The sequence below is a fragment of the Streptomyces sp. NPDC101181 genome, from assembly GCF_044767975.1.
Classification (GTDB): domain Bacteria; phylum Actinomycetota; class Actinomycetes; order Streptomycetales; family Streptomycetaceae; genus Streptomyces.
The window spans coordinates 56,559-73,218 of record NZ_JBIWOX010000022.1 but is presented as its reverse complement, the minus strand read 5'-3'; the positions used below and the strand labels follow the sequence as shown (position 1 = coordinate 73,218).

Here is a 16,660-nt window from a genome sequence, read left to right as displayed (position 1 = left end):
CGGTCCCGGGTCCCGGGTCCCGTGCCGGTCCTGGGGTTCGTCCCGCGTTCCGACCGGGCTGGCGGGGACTGGCCGCGCTGATCGCGCTGACCGGACCGGCGGGGCTCGGTGGGCTGCATGCCCCGTCCTTCTTCTCTGTGGCGGGACGGAGGCCCTCGGGCGCGAGGCGCGGTCCAGTCGCTCGGACGATTCGAGAAGGAAGAGGGGGGTTGGCGGGTTTATCCGCTCTTCGTCATACGTGAGAGGGAATCGGCAGGTCGTGTGGGTTCGTCGGGGAAGTGCTGGGCAATTCTGCTCTCGCGACGTCGTGACCAGCACCGGGACGGTCGGCCAACTGGCCCGGAGACAGACGAATTTGAAGCCGCAATTCCGTTTTCTGGAGGAAATGACATGGCAAGCATCCGTACCGCTCGTGCCCTCGCCGCAGTCGCCGCTCTGCCCCTGACCGTCGCCCTCTGCGGAGGAGTCGCCGTGGCGGACAACGGGTCCTTCGCGAACGACGGATCGAACGCGGCTGTGGCGACGGTCGGCGGCAGCGGTGTCGACGGCAACAACTCCGGCAACTCGTCCACGACCCAGCAGCAGGCCGTCGGCGCCGGCGCGTCGAACCAGAACACCTCCGCCCAGGTGAGCGGATCGGCCTTCACGGCCATCGATCAGTCCGACCACAGCGTCGCGGTCAATTTCACCCCCTTCTTCTGGTGACCGGGCCCGGAGGTCCTGACCGGACCCGGAGGTTCCCCCTCTGACATCCACCCTGGTCGCCTGGGGTGAGGTGGTGGCCGGGACCTCCTGGGGGGTGGGTCCCGGTCGTCTGGGCAGCAGCCCGTGCGACGGCGCTTCGGTGCCGTCGCGCGGGCTGCTGCTGTTGCGTTCGGCGAGGCCAGAACTCCTGATAGAGCCGATATTGCCGGCGGAGCGAGCGCTCGCGAGCAGGGCGATTGCCCTTGGGGCGGGGCGGGTGCTCGTAGCGGGGCGAGCGCTCTTGACAGAGCGAACTTATCTGACGGACAGTCAGAAAGTTTTTCCGGTCGTTCCGATTCCCCTCCGGAGGTCCCGCCGTGCACCTCGCCCCGACGGAGCGCCAACAGCACCTGCGTACGGAACTGCGCGCGTACTTCAGCACCTTGCTGCCCGACCGGAGCCTCGCAGACGCCCGCGCTGTCGATGAGGTGGGCGCAGGCGCCACCGCTGACGCGGCCGCTATCGCTGATGGTCCCGCCGAACAGCGGCGGCTGCTCCGGCGGATCGGTGCCGACGGGCTGCTCGGGCTCGGCTGGCCCGAGGAGTACGGCGGGCAGGGCCGGGGGCCCGACGAGCAGTTCGTCTTCTTCGACGAGGCCTACCGGGCCGGAGCCCCGGTCTCCATGGTCACCCTCAACACCGTGGGCCCGACCCTCATGGCGTACGGGACCGAGGAGCAGAAGGCGTACTTCCTGCCCCGGATCCTCAGCGGCGATCTCGTCTTCGCGATCGGCTACAGCGAGCCGGAAGCCGGTACGGACCTGGCGGCCCTGCGCACCCGTGCCGTACGCGACGGCGACGACTGGGTCATCGACGGGCAGAAGATCTTCACCAGCAACGCCCAGCAGGCGGACTGGATCTGGCTCGCCTGCCGTACGGACCCCGACGCCCCCAAGCATCGCGGCATCTCGATCGTCCTCGTACCGACCGACGATCCCGGGTTCTCCTGGACGCCCATCGAGACGGTGGGCGGGCTGACGACCACCGCCACCTATTACGACGGCGTACGCGTCCCGACCGCCAACCTCGTGGGGGAGGAGAACGGCGGCTGGAAGCTCATCACCAGCCAGCTCAACCACGAACGCGTCGCGCTGGCCGCCATCGGCATGGAGGCCGAGGACTTCTACGCGGCGGCCCTCGCCCATGCCCGTGTCCCCGACGCCGTCACGGGGCGCCGCCGGATCGACGAGCCGTGGGTACGCGCCCGGCTCGCGGAGGCGTACGCCCGGCTCGCGGCGACCCGGCTGCTGAACTGGCGGCTCGTCGACGCGGTCGGGGCCGGGGAGCTGGCCCCCGGTGAGGCGAGCGGCGTGAAGTTCGCGGGGACGGAGAGCGCCGTCGAGGTCTACCGGATGTGCCAGGAGGCGGTGGGGGAGACCGCCTTCCTGCGGAGCGGTTCACCAGGCTGCTTCGGCGCGGGTGGTGAGGGCCGCGGGGGTCACGAGGGCCGAGAGAGCCGCGAGGGTAGTGACGGCGGTGAGTATGGTGCGGGCGGCGAGCTGGAGCGGATGAACCGGGCCGCGCAGATCAACACCTTCGGGGGCGGCGTCAGCGAGGTCCAGCGCGAGATCGTCGCGACGATGCGGCTCGGTATGACACGGGGGAAGCGGTGAACCCGCGCAGCGCGGCGGAGGCGCTGGACCCGGGCGAGGCCAAAGGGACGCCGGACCCGGGCGAGGCCGAAGATGCGCCGGACTCAAGCGACGCCAAGGAGGCGCCGGACCCGCGCAGCGCGGCGGAGGCGCCGGACCCGGGGAGGCGTGACCCACACCCCGGGCCCCGACCGGTCCCGGCCGATGCCCCGGATCCCCTGTTCACCCGGCTCGCCGCCTACGAGGGGCGGTCCGCCACGACCGGCGGCACCGGCAAGGACCCGGTCAACGAGCCCATGATCCGGCACTGGTGCGAGGCCATGGGCGACACGTCCGCCGCCTACCGTGGGCCGGACGCCGTCGCCCCGCCGACGATGCTCCAGGCCTGGACGATGGGCGGCCTGGCGGGCCATACCGAGCACCGCTCCGCTGCCTACGACGAACTGCTGGGGCTGCTCGACGACCACGGCTACACCTCCGTCGTCGCCACCGACTGCGAGCAGGAGTATCTGCGGCCGTTGCGCCCCGGCGACCGGATCACCTTCGACACGGTCATCGAAGGTGTGTCGACGCGCAAGACGACCAAGCTCGGCACCGGCTACTTCGTCACCACCCGCACCGACGTTCACGCCGATGCCGAACCCGCCGCGACGCACCGCTTCCGCATCCTCAAGTACCGCCCCGACCAGGGCAACCGCCCCAAGTGGAGCGACCACCCCGACCGCCCCGCGCAGCGGAGGCCCGCTGAAGAACATCCCCTCCGCCCCCGCCCTGTCGTCAACCGCGACAACGTCGGTTTCTGGGAGGGCGTCGCCGCGCACCGGCTCCTCATCCAGCGCTGCACCGACTGCGGGGCCCTGCGCCTGCCCTGGCTGCCCGGCTGCAACGCGTGCGGCGGCGCGGAGTGGGACACGGTCGAGGCGAGCGGCGCGGGCACGGTCTTCAGCCATGTCGTCATGCACCACCCGCCGTTCCCCGCCTTCGCCCCGGACGGCGAGGGCGGACCGTATGCCGTCGCGCTGGTCGAACTGGCCGAGGGGGTCCGCATCGTCAGCAACGTGGTCGGTGTGCACCACGACCAGGTCCGCGTCGGCATGACCGTACAGCTGGAGTTCCTCGTCACGGACCCCGAGCTGGAACTGCCGGTCTTCCGGGTGGCCCTCGGGGCGGACTCGGATGTGGACCACCGGGCGAGCGAGGAGGGTTGAGGTGGACTTCACCCCGAGCGAGGAGCAGTCCGCCGCGCGAGGGCTGGCCGCGCGGATCTTCGGCGACCGTTCCACGCACGAGCGGCTGTCGGCGGCCGGTACGGGTACGGACGCGGCGCTGTGGAAGGAGTTGTGCGTCGCCGGACTGCCCGCCGCCGTCGAGGACGTCGGGCTCCTCGGCCTCGTCCTGCTCCTGGAGGAACAAGGCCGGACCACCGCCCAGGTCCCCCTCGCCGCCACCTGCGTGTACGGGGTGCTCGCGGTCGCCGCGCACGGTACGGCGGAGCAGCGCGAGCGGTTGCTGCCGGGGCTGGGCGACGGTACGGCGGTGGCGACGGGGGCGCTCCCGGCGCGGGGTGGCGTGCGGGCGGCGGAGAACGGCGCGCTGTACGGGGCCGTCCCCTGGGTGCCCTGGCTGCGCGACGCAACCCATGTGCTGGTGGCGGACGTGGACCGGGCCCTGTGGCTCGTCGAGGCGGGCGCGCCAGGCGTCACCGCCGAACCCGTGGAGACGACCGCACCCTGGTCCGCGGGGCGGCTCGCCCTCGACGGCGTACGTGGAGAGCGGCTGGGCGACGGCGTGGGCGGTGAGTGCCAAGCCGACGCCGTACGCGGGTGGCTTCGAGGCGACACCACGACCGGGAAGCCTCCGCATACGGAACCGAGGGAGCCTTCGTGCACCGGACCCGTGCGGCCCGTGCGGCATGGCCCCGACGCGTACGCGGCCGTTCTCGCCGCCGCGCGCATCGCCTTCGCCGGGCTCCAGGCCGGGGTGTGCGCGGGCGCACTCGCGCGGGCCGTCCACCACACCGTCACCCGCGAGCAGTTCGGGCGCCCCCTCTCCACCAACCAGGGCGTCCTGCTCCGCGCCGCCGACGCCCATATGGACACCGAGGCCATCCGGGTCACGGCGTACGAGGCGGCCTGGCGGTACGACGAGGGACTGGACCACGCGGCCCAGGCGCTGACCGCCGCCTGGTGGGCTTCGGAGGCGGGCCGACGGGTCGTGCACGCCGTCCAGCATCTGCACGGCGGCACCGGGGCGGACCTGGACCATCCGGTCCACCGGCACTTCCTCTGGGGCCGGCAGCTCGACGCGTACCTCGGCTGCGGCGGCGAGGTCCTGGAGGAGCTGGGTCTGTTGCTCGCCGCCGCCCCTCAGGAGGACGCACCATGACCCGGACCTTCCGCGAGGGCGACGACCTGCCGCCCCTGGACATCCCGGTGACCCGGACCCTGATCGTCGCCGGGGCCATCGCCTCCCGCGACTACCAGGACGTGCACCACGACGCCGAACGGGCCCGGGAGAAGGGCTCCCCCGACATCTTCATGAACATCCTCACCACCAACGGGCTCGTCGGCCGCTACATCACCGATCACTTCGGCCCCACCACCGTCCTCCGCAAGGTCGCCATCCGCCTCGGCGCACCCAACTACCCAGGTGACGTGCTGCGGTTGACCGGCCGCATCGCCGAGATGACCCCCGCGCAACCGACCGAACGCGCTGAACCGTCCGAACGCGCCGAACCGATCGAACGCGCTGAACCGGCCGAACCAACCCAACCGACGGAACCAACCGACCCGACCCAACCAACCCAACCGGTCGAGGCGGTCGTCCACGTCACCGGCGACAACGGCATCGGCCGCCACGTCACCGGCACCGTCACCGTGGCCCTCACCAGCACCAGCACCAGCACCAGCACCAACACCGGCCCCGGTCCCGGTCCCGGCACCATCGGAACGGACATCGTGGCCCCGACCCACACGAAGGGTCATACGAAAGGGCAGACGAAGGGACGTACGAAGGGGGCCGGAACATGAGCATCCGCAGGGCCGACTCCCTCGGCGGAAAGGCGGCCGTCGTCGGCATCGGGGCCACCGAGTTCTCCAAGGACTCGGGCCGCAGCGAACTCAGACTGGCCGTCGAAGCCGTCCGCGCCGCTCTCGACGACGCGGGGCTCACCCCCGCCGACGTGGACGGTCTCGTCACGTTCACCATGGACACCAGCCCCGAGATCACCGTCGCCCAGGCGGCCGGGATCGGCGAGCTCTCGTTCTTCTCCCGCGTCCACTACGGCGGCGGCGCGGCCTGTGCCACCGTGCAGCAGGCCGCCCTCGCGGTGGCGAGCGGCATCGCGGACGTCGTCGTCTGCTACCGGGCGTTCAACGAGCGCTCCGGCCGCCGCTTCGGCTCCGGCGTCCAGTGGCGCGAGCCCACCGCCGAGGGCGCGGCGCTCGGCTGGAACCTGCCGTACGGGCTGCTGACCCCGGCTTCCTGGGTGGCGATGGCGGCCCGGCGCTATCTGCACACCTACGGTCTCGACCCCGGGGTCTTCGGGCACGTCGCGGTCCTGGACCGGCGGCACGCCGCACGCAACCCGGCGGCGTACTTCCACGGCAAGCCGATCAGCCTCGCCGACCACGCCGCCTCCCGCTGGATCGTGGAGCCGCTGCGGCTGCTCGACTGCTGCCAGGAGACCGACGGCGGCCAGGCCCTCGTGGTGACCAGCGTCGAGCGGGCCCGCGACCTGCCCCGGCCGCCCGCCGTGATCCTGGCGGCGGCCCAGGGCGCGGGCCGCCGCCAGGAGCAGATGACGAGCTTCTACCGGGACGGGCTGACCGGCCTGCCGGAGACGGCCGTGGTGGCCCGGCAGCTCTGGCGCGGCTCCGGACTGACACCGGCCGACATCGACGTGGGCATCCTCTACGACCACTTCACCCCGTTCGTCCTGATGCAGCTGGAGGAGTTCGGCTTCTGCGGGCCCGGGGAGGCGGGCGACTTCGTCGCGGCGGACGCGCTGCCCCTGAACACCCACGGCGGTCAGCTGGGGGAGGCGTACCTCCATGGGATGAACGGCATCGCGGAGGCCGTCCGGCAGCTCCGGGGCACCTCGGTGAACCAGGTGGCGGGCGCGGCGCGATCGCTGGTCACGGCCGGTACGGGGGTCCCGACGTCGGGGCTGGTGCTCGGGGCCGACGAGTGAGCCTCCCCGCCCAGGGTCGAGGGTGGACCTTGACGGAGGTGCGACGGCCCGTCCACCTTCAGGAGGTGAAGGCCGTCCGGCCCCTACAACCTGAGGCGGACGCGGCTTCGGGACCTGGGGCCGATCCCCCGGACGGGCCCCGCTCCTAGGTTGAGTACATGACCACGCCAGTCTGCACGGCCGCCTCCCGGGCGGCCTCCGCCACCGCCGGCCACCACCCCCACACGCTGTACGCGTCGTTCTCCTCCTACGTACGGGCCCGGGGGCCGGTCCTGCTGCGTACCGCGCGCTCGCTCACCGCGAACCCGTGCGACGCGGAGGACCTGCTGCAGACCGCGCTCGCCAAGACGTATGTCGCGTGGGAGCGGATCGAGGACCACCGGGCGCTGGACGGCTACGTCCGCCGCGCGTTGCTGAACACCCGTACCTCGCAGTGGCGCAAGCGCAAGGTCGAGGAGTTCGCCTGCGAGGAGCTGCCCGAGCGGGAGGCGGTCCCGGCGCCCGACCTGGCCGAGCAGCAGTCGCTGCACGACGCGATGTGGCGTGCGGTGCTCAAGCTCCCGGACCGCCAGCGCGCGATGGTCGTCCTGCGCTACTACGAGGACCTCAGCGAGGCCCAGACGGCGGAGGTGCTCGGCGTCTCGATCGGCACGGTCAAGAGCGCCGTCTCCCGCGCCCTCGGCAAGCTCCGCGAGGACCCGGAGCTGACCCCGGTGCGCTGAGCGCACGCACCACCTTGTACGCAGCACGCCCTTCGTCCCACGCCGCGCGCGCCATTCCCTACGCGCCACTCCATACGCGCCACGCCGTGCGGACCCCTCCGGCCGCGCCGCGGACGCACCGCCGCAACTGGCCCCGGACAGGAATTTTCTCCCGCGAGTAGTGACATACCGCGTGGTATGTGAGCAGAATCAGCGGAACCCTACTGCCGCGTAGCGCCCACCGGGAGGACGCCGTGCTGAGCACCATGCAGGACGTACCGCTGACTGTCACCCGCATCCTGCACCACGGGATGACGATCCACGGGAAGTCGCAGGTCACGACCTGGACCGGCGAATCCGAGCCGCACCGCCGCACCTTCGCCGAGATCGGCGCCCGCGCCACCCGGCTGGCCAACGCGCTCCGCGACGAACTGGGTATCGACGGCGACCAGCGGGTGGCCACCCTCATGTGGAACAACTCGGCGCACCTGGAGGCCTACCTCGCGATCCCCTCCATGGGGGCCGTGCTCCACACCCTGAACCTCCGGCTCCCGCCCGAGCAGCTCGCCTGGATCGTCAACCACGCGGACGACAAGGTGGTCATCGTCAACGGTTCGCTGCTGCCGCTCCTCGTGCCGCTGCTGCCCCACCTGCCGGGTATCGAACACGTCGTGGTGGCCGGTCCCGGCGACCGCTCCGCCCTCGCCGGGGTCGCGCCGCGCGTGCACGACTACGAGGAGCTGCTCGCGGGCCGCCCGACCACGTACGACTGGCCGGAGCTGGACGAGCGCCAGGCCGCGGCCATGTGTTACACCTCCGGCACCACCGGCGACCCCAAGGGCGTCGTCTACTCCCACCGCTCCGTCTATCTGCACTCGATGCAGGTCAACATGCCCGAGTCGATGGGGCTGACCTCGAAGGACACCACGCTCGTCGTCGTGCCCCAGTTCCACGTGAACGCCTGGGGGCTGCCGCACGCCAACTTCATGTGCGGCGTCAACATGCTCATGCCGGACCGCTTCCTCCAGCCCGCTCCGCTCGCCGAGATGATCGAGCGCGAGCGGCCGACGCACGCCGCCGCCGTCCCCACCATCTGGCAGGGGCTGCTGGCCGAGGTCGCCGCCCACCCGCGTGACCTCTCCTCCATGGCCAACGTGACCATCGGCGGCGCGGCCTGCCCGCCGTCGCTGATGGAGGCGTACGACAAGCTCGGCGTCCGGCTCTGCCACGCCTGGGGGATGACGGAGACCTCGCCGCTCGGCACGATGGCCCACCCGCCCGCCGGGCTGAGTGCCGAGGAGGAGTGGCCGTACCGCATCACCCAGGGCCGCTTCCCGGCCGGCGTCGAGGCCCGGCTCCTCGGCCCCGCCGGCGAGCACCTGGCGTGGGACGGGGAGTCGGCCGGTGAGCTGGAGGTCCGGGGACCCTGGATCGCGGCCGCGTACTACGGCGGGTCCGACGGTGAGCACCTGCGCCCCGAGGACAAGTTCAGCGAGGACGGCTGGCTGAAGACCGGCGATGTCGGCGTGATCAGCCCCGACGGCTTCCTCACCCTCACCGACCGGGCCAAGGACGTCATCAAGTCGGGCGGCGAGTGGATCTCCAGCGTGGAGCTGGAGAACGCCCTGATGGCGCACCCCGATGTCGCGGAGGCGGCGGTCGTCGCCGTACCGGACGAGAAGTGGGGCGAGCGTCCGCTCGCGACGGTCGTGCTCAAGGAGGGCGTCACCGGGACCGACTACGAGTCGCTGAAGGCGTTCCTCGCCGACTCGGGCATCGCCCGGTGGCAGCTGCCGGAGCGCTGGTCGGTGGTCGAATCCGTACCGAAGACGAGCGTCGGCAAGTTCGACAAGAAGGTGATCCGGAAGCGGTACGCGGACGGGGAGCTGGACGTCACACAGCTCTGAGCGCTTGCGCCTCGCTCTGTTTCACGTGAAACAGAGCTGTGAGCCGGGGCGGTACGGCTGCGAGACGGGGCGGTAGTGCTGTGAGTCGGGGCGGTACGGGGGAACTCCGTACCGTCCCGCCTTAGTTGGTGCCTATCTTCGCCAGCAGATCAACGATCCGGGACTGCACCTCGTCGCTGGTGGACCGCTCGGCCAGGAAGAGAACGGTCTCCCCGGAGGCCAGCCGCGGCAGCTCCGACGCGTCCATCCCGGCCGAGGTGTAGACGACCAGCGGGGTGCGGTTCAACTGGCCGTTGGCGCGTAGCCAGTCGATGATCCCGGCGCGTCGACGGCGTACCTGCATCAGGTCCATCACCACCAGGTTCGGCCGCATCCGGCTCGCCAGGTCGACGGCCTCGCTGTCCGCCGCCGCGTGCGCCACCTGCATACCGCGCCGTTCCAGGGTGTGGGTCAGCGCCGCCGCGATCTCCTCGTGCTCCTCGATCAGGAGTACCCGGGGCGGATGCTGGTCGCTGTCGCGCGGGGCCAGCGCCTTGAGCAGGACGGCCGGGTCGGCGCCGTACGCGGCCTCCCGGGTCGCCTGCCCCAGACCGGCCGTGACCAGGACCGGGACCTCGGCGGCGACGGCGGCCTGGCGCAGCGACTGGAGGGCGGTACGCGTGATGGGCCCGGTCAGCGGGTCGACGAAGAGCGCGGCGGGGAACGCGGCGATCTGGGCGTCGACCTCCTCGCGGGAGTTCACGATCACCGGACGGTAGCCCCGGTCGCTGAGCGCCTGCTGGGTCGGTACGTCGGGGGCGGGCCACACCAGCAGTCGGCGCGGGTTGTCCAGCGGCTCGGGCGGCAGCTCGTCGTCGACCGGATACGGGTGCGGCCGGTTGGCGACCTCCACCGCGCCCCCAGGCCCGTCGAGCGGCTCGGGGCCCTCGGCGGCGTCCTCGTCGGGTGCCCCTATGGCGTAGGCGCGCCCCTCGGAGACGGGCGGCGCGAGCAGTCGGCCGTCGCCGTAACCGGGCGGGGGCACGGGGGCGGCGCCGTGGGTGCCGGTGCCGGTACGGCCGCCGGTGGATGCCGGGGGGTTGGCGCCGGGCGGGCCGTGCTGACCGGCGCGGGGATCGGGAGGGCTCTGCGCCGCCGCAGCACCGGGCTGCCCGGACCGGCCCTGACTCGGAGCTTGCTGCGGGCCCGACCGGCCCTGTCCCGGAACCTGCTGCTGCCCGGACCGGTCCTGGCCAGGAGCCTGCTGTGCTCCGGACCGGTCCTGGTCCGGAATCTGTCGCGCTCCGGGCCCGTCTTGCTGCGGCGTGGGCTCCGGGCCGCCTGCGGGGCGGGCCGGGGAGCGGTCGCCCTCGGGCGGGGCGGCGAGCTTGCGCCGCCGACCTGCGCCGCCGAGGCTCTGGTTCTGCTGGTTCTGCTGATGCGCCAGATGCTGGGCGAAAGGCACGCCCTGGCCCAGCGTCCGCACGCTGAACGCCCGCCCCTGTGTCGAGTCCGGGTTCCCGCCCGGCATCGGCTCCTCGGCGGGCAGCGGCTGCCGCCGGGCGTCCGGAACCGGGACACCGATATCGCCGTCGGCCGGATGCGCCCCGGGCGCGGCGGCGGGGCCGGTCTGCGCGGTGCCGGTGGTGTGGGCGGTGTCGGCGGGATGGCCGGTGGTGCCGGGGCTGCCGTTGCCCTCGGCGTCGGCGAACTCCGGGCCCCCGGAAGCCTGGCCGACTCCGACACCGACACCGGCACCCGCATCGGCTACCCGGTCAGTTCCGGCTCCGGCGGGGGCGTTGGCGGCGCTACCGGTGGGTGCGCCCGCGGAGGTGCCGGTGGGCTGGGCGGTCGGACCGGCGTCGCCCCAGGGTGCGTTCTGCGGCGCCGGGGCCGGGCCCGTCGCGTGCGCTACGCCGCCGTGCTGGGCGCCCGGGAGGCTCTGGGCGGCCGGTGCGTGGCGCGGGTCGCCGGGGTGCGCCGGGGCGACGGGGTGCGCCTGCGGCGGCGTGTGACCGGCCTCCGGGGCGCTGCGGCCGTGGTGCGTGGCGCCCTCGTCGGTCCGGGCGACCGGGGCGTCGGGGTGCAGGGGGGCCCGGTCCGCGTCGGCCGGGGGCAGGGCGAACGTGGTGCGCGGACCGGCCTCGGCGGCGGCGCGCTCCTGGGCGGCGGCCAACGCGCGCCGGGCCCGCCGCCCCCCGGGCTGCTGCGGCTGGGCCTGGGGGTGCGCCTGCTGAAGGTGCTCCGCACCCGTGGTGTCGGCTCCTGTGGTGTCGGCACCTGTGGAGTCCGCGCTCATGGGGTGGCCGGGGGCGTTGCCGGAGGCGAGGGCGGGGAGCGCACGGTTCCCGCCGTCCCGCCGGGCCCGGCGTCCGGTGGGCGGTACGGGCTGCTGCGGGTCCACCGGGACACCCTGCGGCGGCACCGTCGGCCCGAGCTGCGGCCGCGTACCGGCCCCCTGAGCACCCTCGGCGGCCGTCACGACGGACCCCTCGGACGGTGCGGGGGACGACGGTGCGGAGGTCAGGGCCAGGGCGCCCCGCTGGACCTGCTGCTCAGGACGGACGGCTTCGGCGCCCCCCGGACCGGAACCCGGACCCGGAAGAGCCCGTGGTCCGACCTCGGCCTCCGCCGGGCTGGGGCGGCCGCGGCGTCGCCCGGACCCCTCACCCTGCTGGGCGGGGATCAGCTCGGGAGCCTGCTCCTCCACGGCGGGCGCTCCCCGGCGGGCCCGCCGCCGCCCGGTCGGCTCGGCGTCGACGCGGTCCGGGACGTTAGCCCCGCCGCCCGGCCCGTTCGAACCGTCCGGGCCGCCCGGTCCCGCCGGACCACCCGGCCCCTCCTCGCCCTCCGGCGTACCGACGGGGCTGTCCAGGAACGCGTCGGTGGAGGACCGGCGGGCCCGCCGCCGCCCCCCGCTGGTGACGCCCGGCGCTCCGACACCCTCCGGCGAGGAGGGAGCGACCGGGGCGTGCTCCGGTGTCTCCGGGGGCGTGATGGAGCCCGCGGCCGCGCCGATCGGCACGTCGAGGACGTACGCGCTGCCACTCATGCCCGGCATCTCATGGGTCTGGAGCACCCCGCCGTGCGCCCGGACGATGCCGCGCACGATCGGTTCGTGCACCGGGTCGCCCCCGGCGAAGGGCCCGCGCACCTCGATCCGTACGACGTCACCGCGCTGGGCGGCGGCCACGACCACGGTCGAGTCGACGTAACCGCCCCCGGGCACCGACCGGGTCTTGCCGGTTGAGTCGACACCGCAGACGTCGGCGACCAAGTGGGCGACGGCGGTCGCGAGCTGACGTGCGTCGACCTCGGCCTCGATCGGCGGGGTGTGCACCGCGAACTGCGCGCGCCCGGGTCCGATCAGCTCGACCGCCCCGTCGATGCCGCCCTTCACGATTCCCTCGACCAGCGCGGGGGCCTTGTGCAGCCCCTCCACACCCGCGTCCAGGCGCTGGTAGCCGAGGACGTTGTCGACGAGGGTGGTCATCCGGGCGTACCCGGCGGCGAGATGGTGCAGGATCTGGTTGGCCTCGGGCCACAGCTGCCCGGCGGGGTCGGCGGCCAGTGTGGACAGTTCGCCGCGCAGCTCCTCCAGGGGGCCGCGCAGGGCGCCGCCGAGCACGGCGGTCAGCTGGGAGTGCTGGGCGGTCAGGGCGGCGATCCGCTCGGCCTGCTCCTCGGCCTCGGTGGTGTACCGCTCGCTCCGGTCGGCCAGTTCGGCCGCGTGGGCCTCCTTGAGGGCCTCCAGCTCCGTGGCGTGCGCCTCGCGGAGCGCGGTGACCTCGGCGGAGTGGCTGGCGGTGAGTTCGGCGACGACGTTCTTGTGCTGGGCGGACAGCTCGTCGTACGGGCGGCGGTCGGTGAACGTCATCACCGCGCCGACGAGCTGGTCCCCGTCCCGTACCGGCGCGGTCGTCAGATCGACCGGCACCCGCGCACCGCTCTTGGACCAGAGCACCTGCCCGCGCACCCGGTGCTTGCGCCCGGACTTGAGGGTGTCGGCGAGCGGGGACTCCTCGTACGGGAACGGCTCGCCCTCCGCGCGCGAGTGCAGGATCAGCGGGTGCAGCTCCTGGCCACCGAGGTCGCTGGCCCGGAACCCCAGGATCTGGGCGGCGGCGGGGTTGACGAGGACGACCCGCCCGTCGGTGTCGGTGCCGACGACGCCCTCGGAGGCGGCGCGCAGGATCATCTCGGTCTGCCGCTGCGAACGGGCCAGCTCGGCCTCGGTGTCCACGGTGCCGGAGAGATCCCGTACGACGATCATGAGCAGCTCGTCGCCGGTGTAGCTGGAGTGGATGTCGTTGTACGCGGCCTGCCCGCTCTCCAGGCTGGCGCTGGTGACCTCGACCGGGTACGCGTGCCCGTCGGTGCGCCGCGCGGCCATCCGCGTCGGCTTGGTCCTGCCCTGCTCGTCCGCCGCCTCGGGACGGCGCATGGAGCCCGGGATCAACTTGGAGTCGAACTCCGGAAGGAGGTCGAGCAGCCCGCGGCCGACGAGCGCGGTGCCCGGAGTCTCGAACATCTCAAGGGCGATGGAGTTGGCGTTGACGACCGTGCCGTTGCAGTTGACGAGCAGCAGCCCGTCCGGAAGGGCATCGAGTATGGCTGCGAGGCGAGCAGTGCCTCGGGATGGCCTGCTGCTCACGACGACGCTTCCTCCCTGATTACCGCACCTTGCCGACAGAAGGCCCCATCTTGCCCCTCGGGCCGCAGACTGTCACGGGAGGAGTCTAAGGGCAGGGGAGCCCCGGACGGCGGCGGATGAGGGGGAGCTCTCACCAAGGTTCTGTGCGCGCGGTGTACGTCGCGAGCCCAGGGCGTGAGCGCCCGCGCACCGTGTGACGTGCGCGGACGCCGCAGGGACGGTCCGGCCCCGGGGGCCTGCGGGGCGCCCGGGGCCGACGTGCCCGGACGAACACTTTTACGCCCCGGCACGCCCTTTTCACACCCCTGCCCGTGTGATTACCGGAGGTCGGGCAGCACCGGCACGAGGCGGTTCCAGCGGGCGATCTCGCACCCGTCGGAGCGGCTGGCGGTGGTGTCCACGGCCCGGCCCTCCCAGGTGCCGACGATGCGCGCGGTGGCATCGCCGCCGTAGATCATGGTGCACATGCTGCCCTCGGGCGTCGGCTGGAACAGCTCCTGCCGCCCGGCCCGGGTGGACCCGGCCTCCGCCAGCCGGTCGCAGGCGGCCTGCCCCCGCGGGTGGCTGCCCCCGGTGGGCCCGCACTCCAGCTCGAACGTCCCGTCGCCCCCGGCGACCCCGGTGTTCTTCACGGTCACGGTGAGCCGGGTCCGCGCCTCGTCCGCGGGGCCGGTGCCCTTCCCGCCGTCCAGGAACCCCGGCAGCGGAGGAAGCGCCAGCGGGAGCGGCCCGAGCGCGGGGCGGGCGGCGGCCAGCGGCCCGGAGGTCGGCTGGGCGGAGGGGACGGGCCCGGAGGCGGTGGCGGTGGACGCCGGCACGGTGCCGGCGAGCACGGCGAGCGGGACGACGGCGGTGAGGGCGAGACGGCGCATCATGCGGAAGCTCCAGAATCTCTGTGCCGCGGTCGACCGGGCGGCCGGGCGCGACCACTCACGGGCACACCCCGCCGCGACGGCGGACGGACGGCTTGACTGACGACGACGGCTGACGAAGACCGCAGCCCCCATCCCTTTAACGCGCACCCCGCCCGGACGTTGCGCCGCCACGCCGAACTGCTTTGCCCAGGCCCCCGACGGACTAGTAACGTGGTTGCCGATTGGTGGCACGACGCTCGACTGTGTCATCATCTGCACGCACCACTCGCGTCCGCGCGAGGCGTGTGTGGAGGAGGCGTCGCCTAGTCCGGTCTATGGCGCCGCACTGCTAATGCGGTTTCGGGGTAACCCCCTGATCGAGGGTTCAAATCCCTCCGCCTCCGCTCCACCCCCGAAGCCCCGCGTCCCTGGCGCGGGGCTTCGGCCGTTCTAGCTCCGGGTCGATCCGCAGGGCGGCTGAGATCCCCGTCGTGGGGCCGTTTCCGCAGCTCAGCAGCGGTATGACTAATGGATTTCGCGTCCCGGCGCAGGTCATGTAATGTTGTTCCCGCAACGCCAACCGGGAAGAAAACGCCCGGAACGCCAAGCACTCGTAGCTTAACGGATAGAGCATCTGACTACGGATCAGAAGGTTGCAGGTTCGAATCCTGCCGAGTGCACAGCAGGTCAGAGGCCCCCAGGAGAAATCCTGGGGGCCTCTGGCGTTTGCAGGCGGCCGGTGGCGGAAGCGGTGGGAGCTTGATCTGGTGTGTTGGGGCGTGGTGGCGGTGGACTGGCCCTGGGGCCGTGGGGGTCAGGTCGCTTTGGCCGGGTCGGTCGGGGGCGGTGTCCTGGTTGGGGGTGGTGTCGCCCGGCGGCGGCGGGTCGGGAGGGCGAGGGTGGGGTGGGCCACGCCCCAGGCCGCGCCCTTGCAGACCAGCTCCTTGTAGAGGGCGGCCAGGCGGCCCGTCAGGGCGGTGTCGCGTGAGCGGTCGTCGGCGGTGACGTACTGGATCAGGCCGTCCTTGCGGCCCAGCGAGACGCACTGGTTGACGTAGCGGATCGGGATGTTCGGGAGCTTGGTGCCGGTGAGGCGGGCCGCGATGGCGTCGGCGGCCTGCCAGGCGCTGGGGACGCCCGAGGCGCAGGACATGCGCAGCGGTGTGCCGCCGGGGCCTGACGCCAGGGCCGCGTCGCCGATGGCGTAGACGTCCGGGTGGGAGAGCGTGCGCAGGGTGGCGTCCACCGGGATCTGGCCCGTCGCTGTGGTGCGCAGAGCCGATGCCGTCGCCAGGGGGTGGGTGGCGAAGCCCGTCGTCCAGACCGTGGCCGCCGACGCGATGTCGCCCTCCGTCGTCGTGATCCGGTCGGCCGCCACCGCCGTGACCGCCGTGGTCTCGTGCACCGTGATGCCCAGGCCGGCCATCACCCCGCGCAGGTGGCGGGCCCCTTTGGCGGAGAGCCAGTCGCCCAGGGTGCCCCGGGTGGCGAGGGTGACGGCGAGGTCCGGGCGGGCCTCGGCGATCTCGGTCGCCGTCTCCAGGCCGGTGAGGCCCCCGCCCACGACCACCACGGGCTCCCCGGGGCCCAGGGCGGCCAGGCGGGCCCGCAGGCGCAGGGCGCCGGGGCGGCCGCTGACGTCGTGGGCGTGCTCCGCGACACCGGGGACACCGTGGGTGTCCCAGCCGCTGCCCAGGGCGTAGACCAGGGTGTCGTACTCCAGCGTCTCCGGCGCCCCGCCCACCGCGGTGAGGGTCACCGTCCGGCCGATCACGTCCAGTTCCGTCACCCTTCCCACCTTCACCGCGACGCCCGTACCGGCGAACATCCGGCGCAGCGGGCGGGCCTTCAGCTCCTGGCCCGCCGCCAGCTGGTGCATACGGACGCGTTCGGCGAAGTCCGGCTCGGCGTTGACCACGGTGATCGCGACGTCCTCGCGGCGCACTCGCCTGGCCAGACGGCCCGCGGCGGTCGCTCCGCTGTAGCCGGCTCCGATGACGATGACCCGGTGCTGTCGCTGCCTGTTCCGCTGCATGT

At 73.1% G+C, this 16,660-nt stretch carries 11 protein-coding genes and 2 tRNA genes; 10 read left to right on the top strand and 3 right to left on the bottom strand.

Annotated features, from left to right (window positions below; genetic code table 11):
* Nucleotides 1–390: 390 nt before the first annotated feature.
* The 8 genes from ACIRRU_RS26585 to ACIRRU_RS26550 all read left to right on the top strand — a co-directional run bounded on the left by ACIRRU_RS26585 (nucleotide 391) and on the right by ACIRRU_RS26550 (nucleotide 9,136).
* Nucleotides 391–705, top strand: coding sequence for a hypothetical protein (locus ACIRRU_RS26585; RefSeq protein ID WP_403684518.1), 315 nt, complete (start codon nucleotides 391–393; stop codon nucleotides 703–705).
* A gap of 356 nt (nucleotides 706–1,061) precedes the next feature.
* Nucleotides 1,062–2,357 carry an acyl-CoA dehydrogenase family protein gene (locus ACIRRU_RS26580; RefSeq protein ID WP_403684516.1) on the top strand — a complete coding sequence of 432 codons (1,296 nt, stop codon included), beginning with the start codon at nucleotides 1,062–1,064 and terminating at the stop codon, nucleotides 2,355–2,357.
* A 197-nt stretch (nucleotides 2,358–2,554) separates the two neighbouring features.
* Nucleotides 2,555–3,544, top strand: a complete 990-nt coding sequence (locus ACIRRU_RS26575; RefSeq protein ID WP_403684597.1) for a bifunctional MaoC family dehydratase N-terminal/OB-fold nucleic acid binding domain-containing protein — start codon at nucleotides 2,555–2,557, stop codon at nucleotides 3,542–3,544.
* A gap of 1 nt (nucleotide 3,545) precedes the next feature.
* A complete protein-coding gene (locus tag ACIRRU_RS26570; protein ID WP_403684513.1) occupies nucleotides 3,546–4,721 on the top strand; it encodes an acyl-CoA dehydrogenase family protein in 1,176 nt (391 codons plus the stop codon).
* Nucleotides 4,718–5,365 (top strand): hypothetical protein, encoded by a 648-nt coding sequence (locus ACIRRU_RS26565; protein WP_403684511.1) that lies wholly within the window; start codon nucleotides 4,718–4,720, stop codon nucleotides 5,363–5,365. The genes ACIRRU_RS26570 and ACIRRU_RS26565 overlap by 4 nt, the downstream gene beginning before the upstream one ends.
* On the top strand, nucleotides 5,362–6,528 hold the full coding sequence (locus tag ACIRRU_RS26560; protein ID WP_403684508.1) for a lipid-transfer protein: 1,167 nt from the start codon (nucleotides 5,362–5,364) through the stop codon (nucleotides 6,526–6,528). Before ACIRRU_RS26565 ends, ACIRRU_RS26560 begins: the two co-directional genes overlap by 4 nt.
* Nucleotides 6,529–6,686: 158 nt before the next feature.
* A complete protein-coding gene (locus tag ACIRRU_RS26555) occupies nucleotides 6,687–7,250 on the top strand; it encodes a SigE family RNA polymerase sigma factor (RefSeq protein WP_403684506.1) in 564 nt (187 codons plus the stop codon).
* 233 nt (nucleotides 7,251–7,483) lie between these two features.
* Complete coding sequence (locus ACIRRU_RS26550) at nucleotides 7,484–9,136, top strand: long-chain fatty acid--CoA ligase (protein ID WP_403684503.1); 1,653 nt, start codon at nucleotides 7,484–7,486, stop codon at nucleotides 9,134–9,136.
* A gap of 121 nt (nucleotides 9,137–9,257) precedes the next feature.
* On the opposite strand, the gene ACIRRU_RS26545 is transcribed toward ACIRRU_RS26550, so the two are convergent.
* Nucleotides 9,258–13,769 carry a PAS domain-containing protein gene (locus tag ACIRRU_RS26545; protein ID WP_403684502.1) on the bottom strand — a complete coding sequence of 1,504 codons (4,512 nt, stop codon included), beginning with the start codon at nucleotides 13,767–13,769 and terminating at the stop codon, nucleotides 9,258–9,260.
* A gap of 317 nt (nucleotides 13,770–14,086) precedes the next feature.
* Complete coding sequence (locus tag ACIRRU_RS26540; RefSeq protein ID WP_363203579.1) at nucleotides 14,087–14,644, bottom strand: SSI family serine proteinase inhibitor; 558 nt, start codon at nucleotides 14,642–14,644, stop codon at nucleotides 14,087–14,089.
* A 291-nt stretch (nucleotides 14,645–14,935) separates the two neighbouring features.
* On the opposite strand from ACIRRU_RS26540, the gene ACIRRU_RS26535 reads away from it, so the two are divergent.
* Both ACIRRU_RS26535 and ACIRRU_RS26530 read left to right on the top strand, forming a co-directional pair.
* Nucleotides 14,936–15,027 (top strand) — tRNA-Ser (locus ACIRRU_RS26535).
* 203 nt (nucleotides 15,028–15,230) lie between these two features.
* Nucleotides 15,231–15,303, top strand: a tRNA-Arg gene (locus ACIRRU_RS26530).
* A 134-nt stretch (nucleotides 15,304–15,437) separates the two neighbouring features.
* Here the strand turns inward: ACIRRU_RS26530 and ACIRRU_RS26525 are convergent.
* Nucleotides 15,438–16,658 carry an NAD(P)/FAD-dependent oxidoreductase gene (locus tag ACIRRU_RS26525; protein WP_403684498.1) on the bottom strand — a complete coding sequence of 407 codons (1,221 nt, stop codon included), beginning with the start codon at nucleotides 16,656–16,658 and terminating at the stop codon, nucleotides 15,438–15,440.
* Nucleotides 16,659–16,660 lie beyond the last annotated feature (2 nt).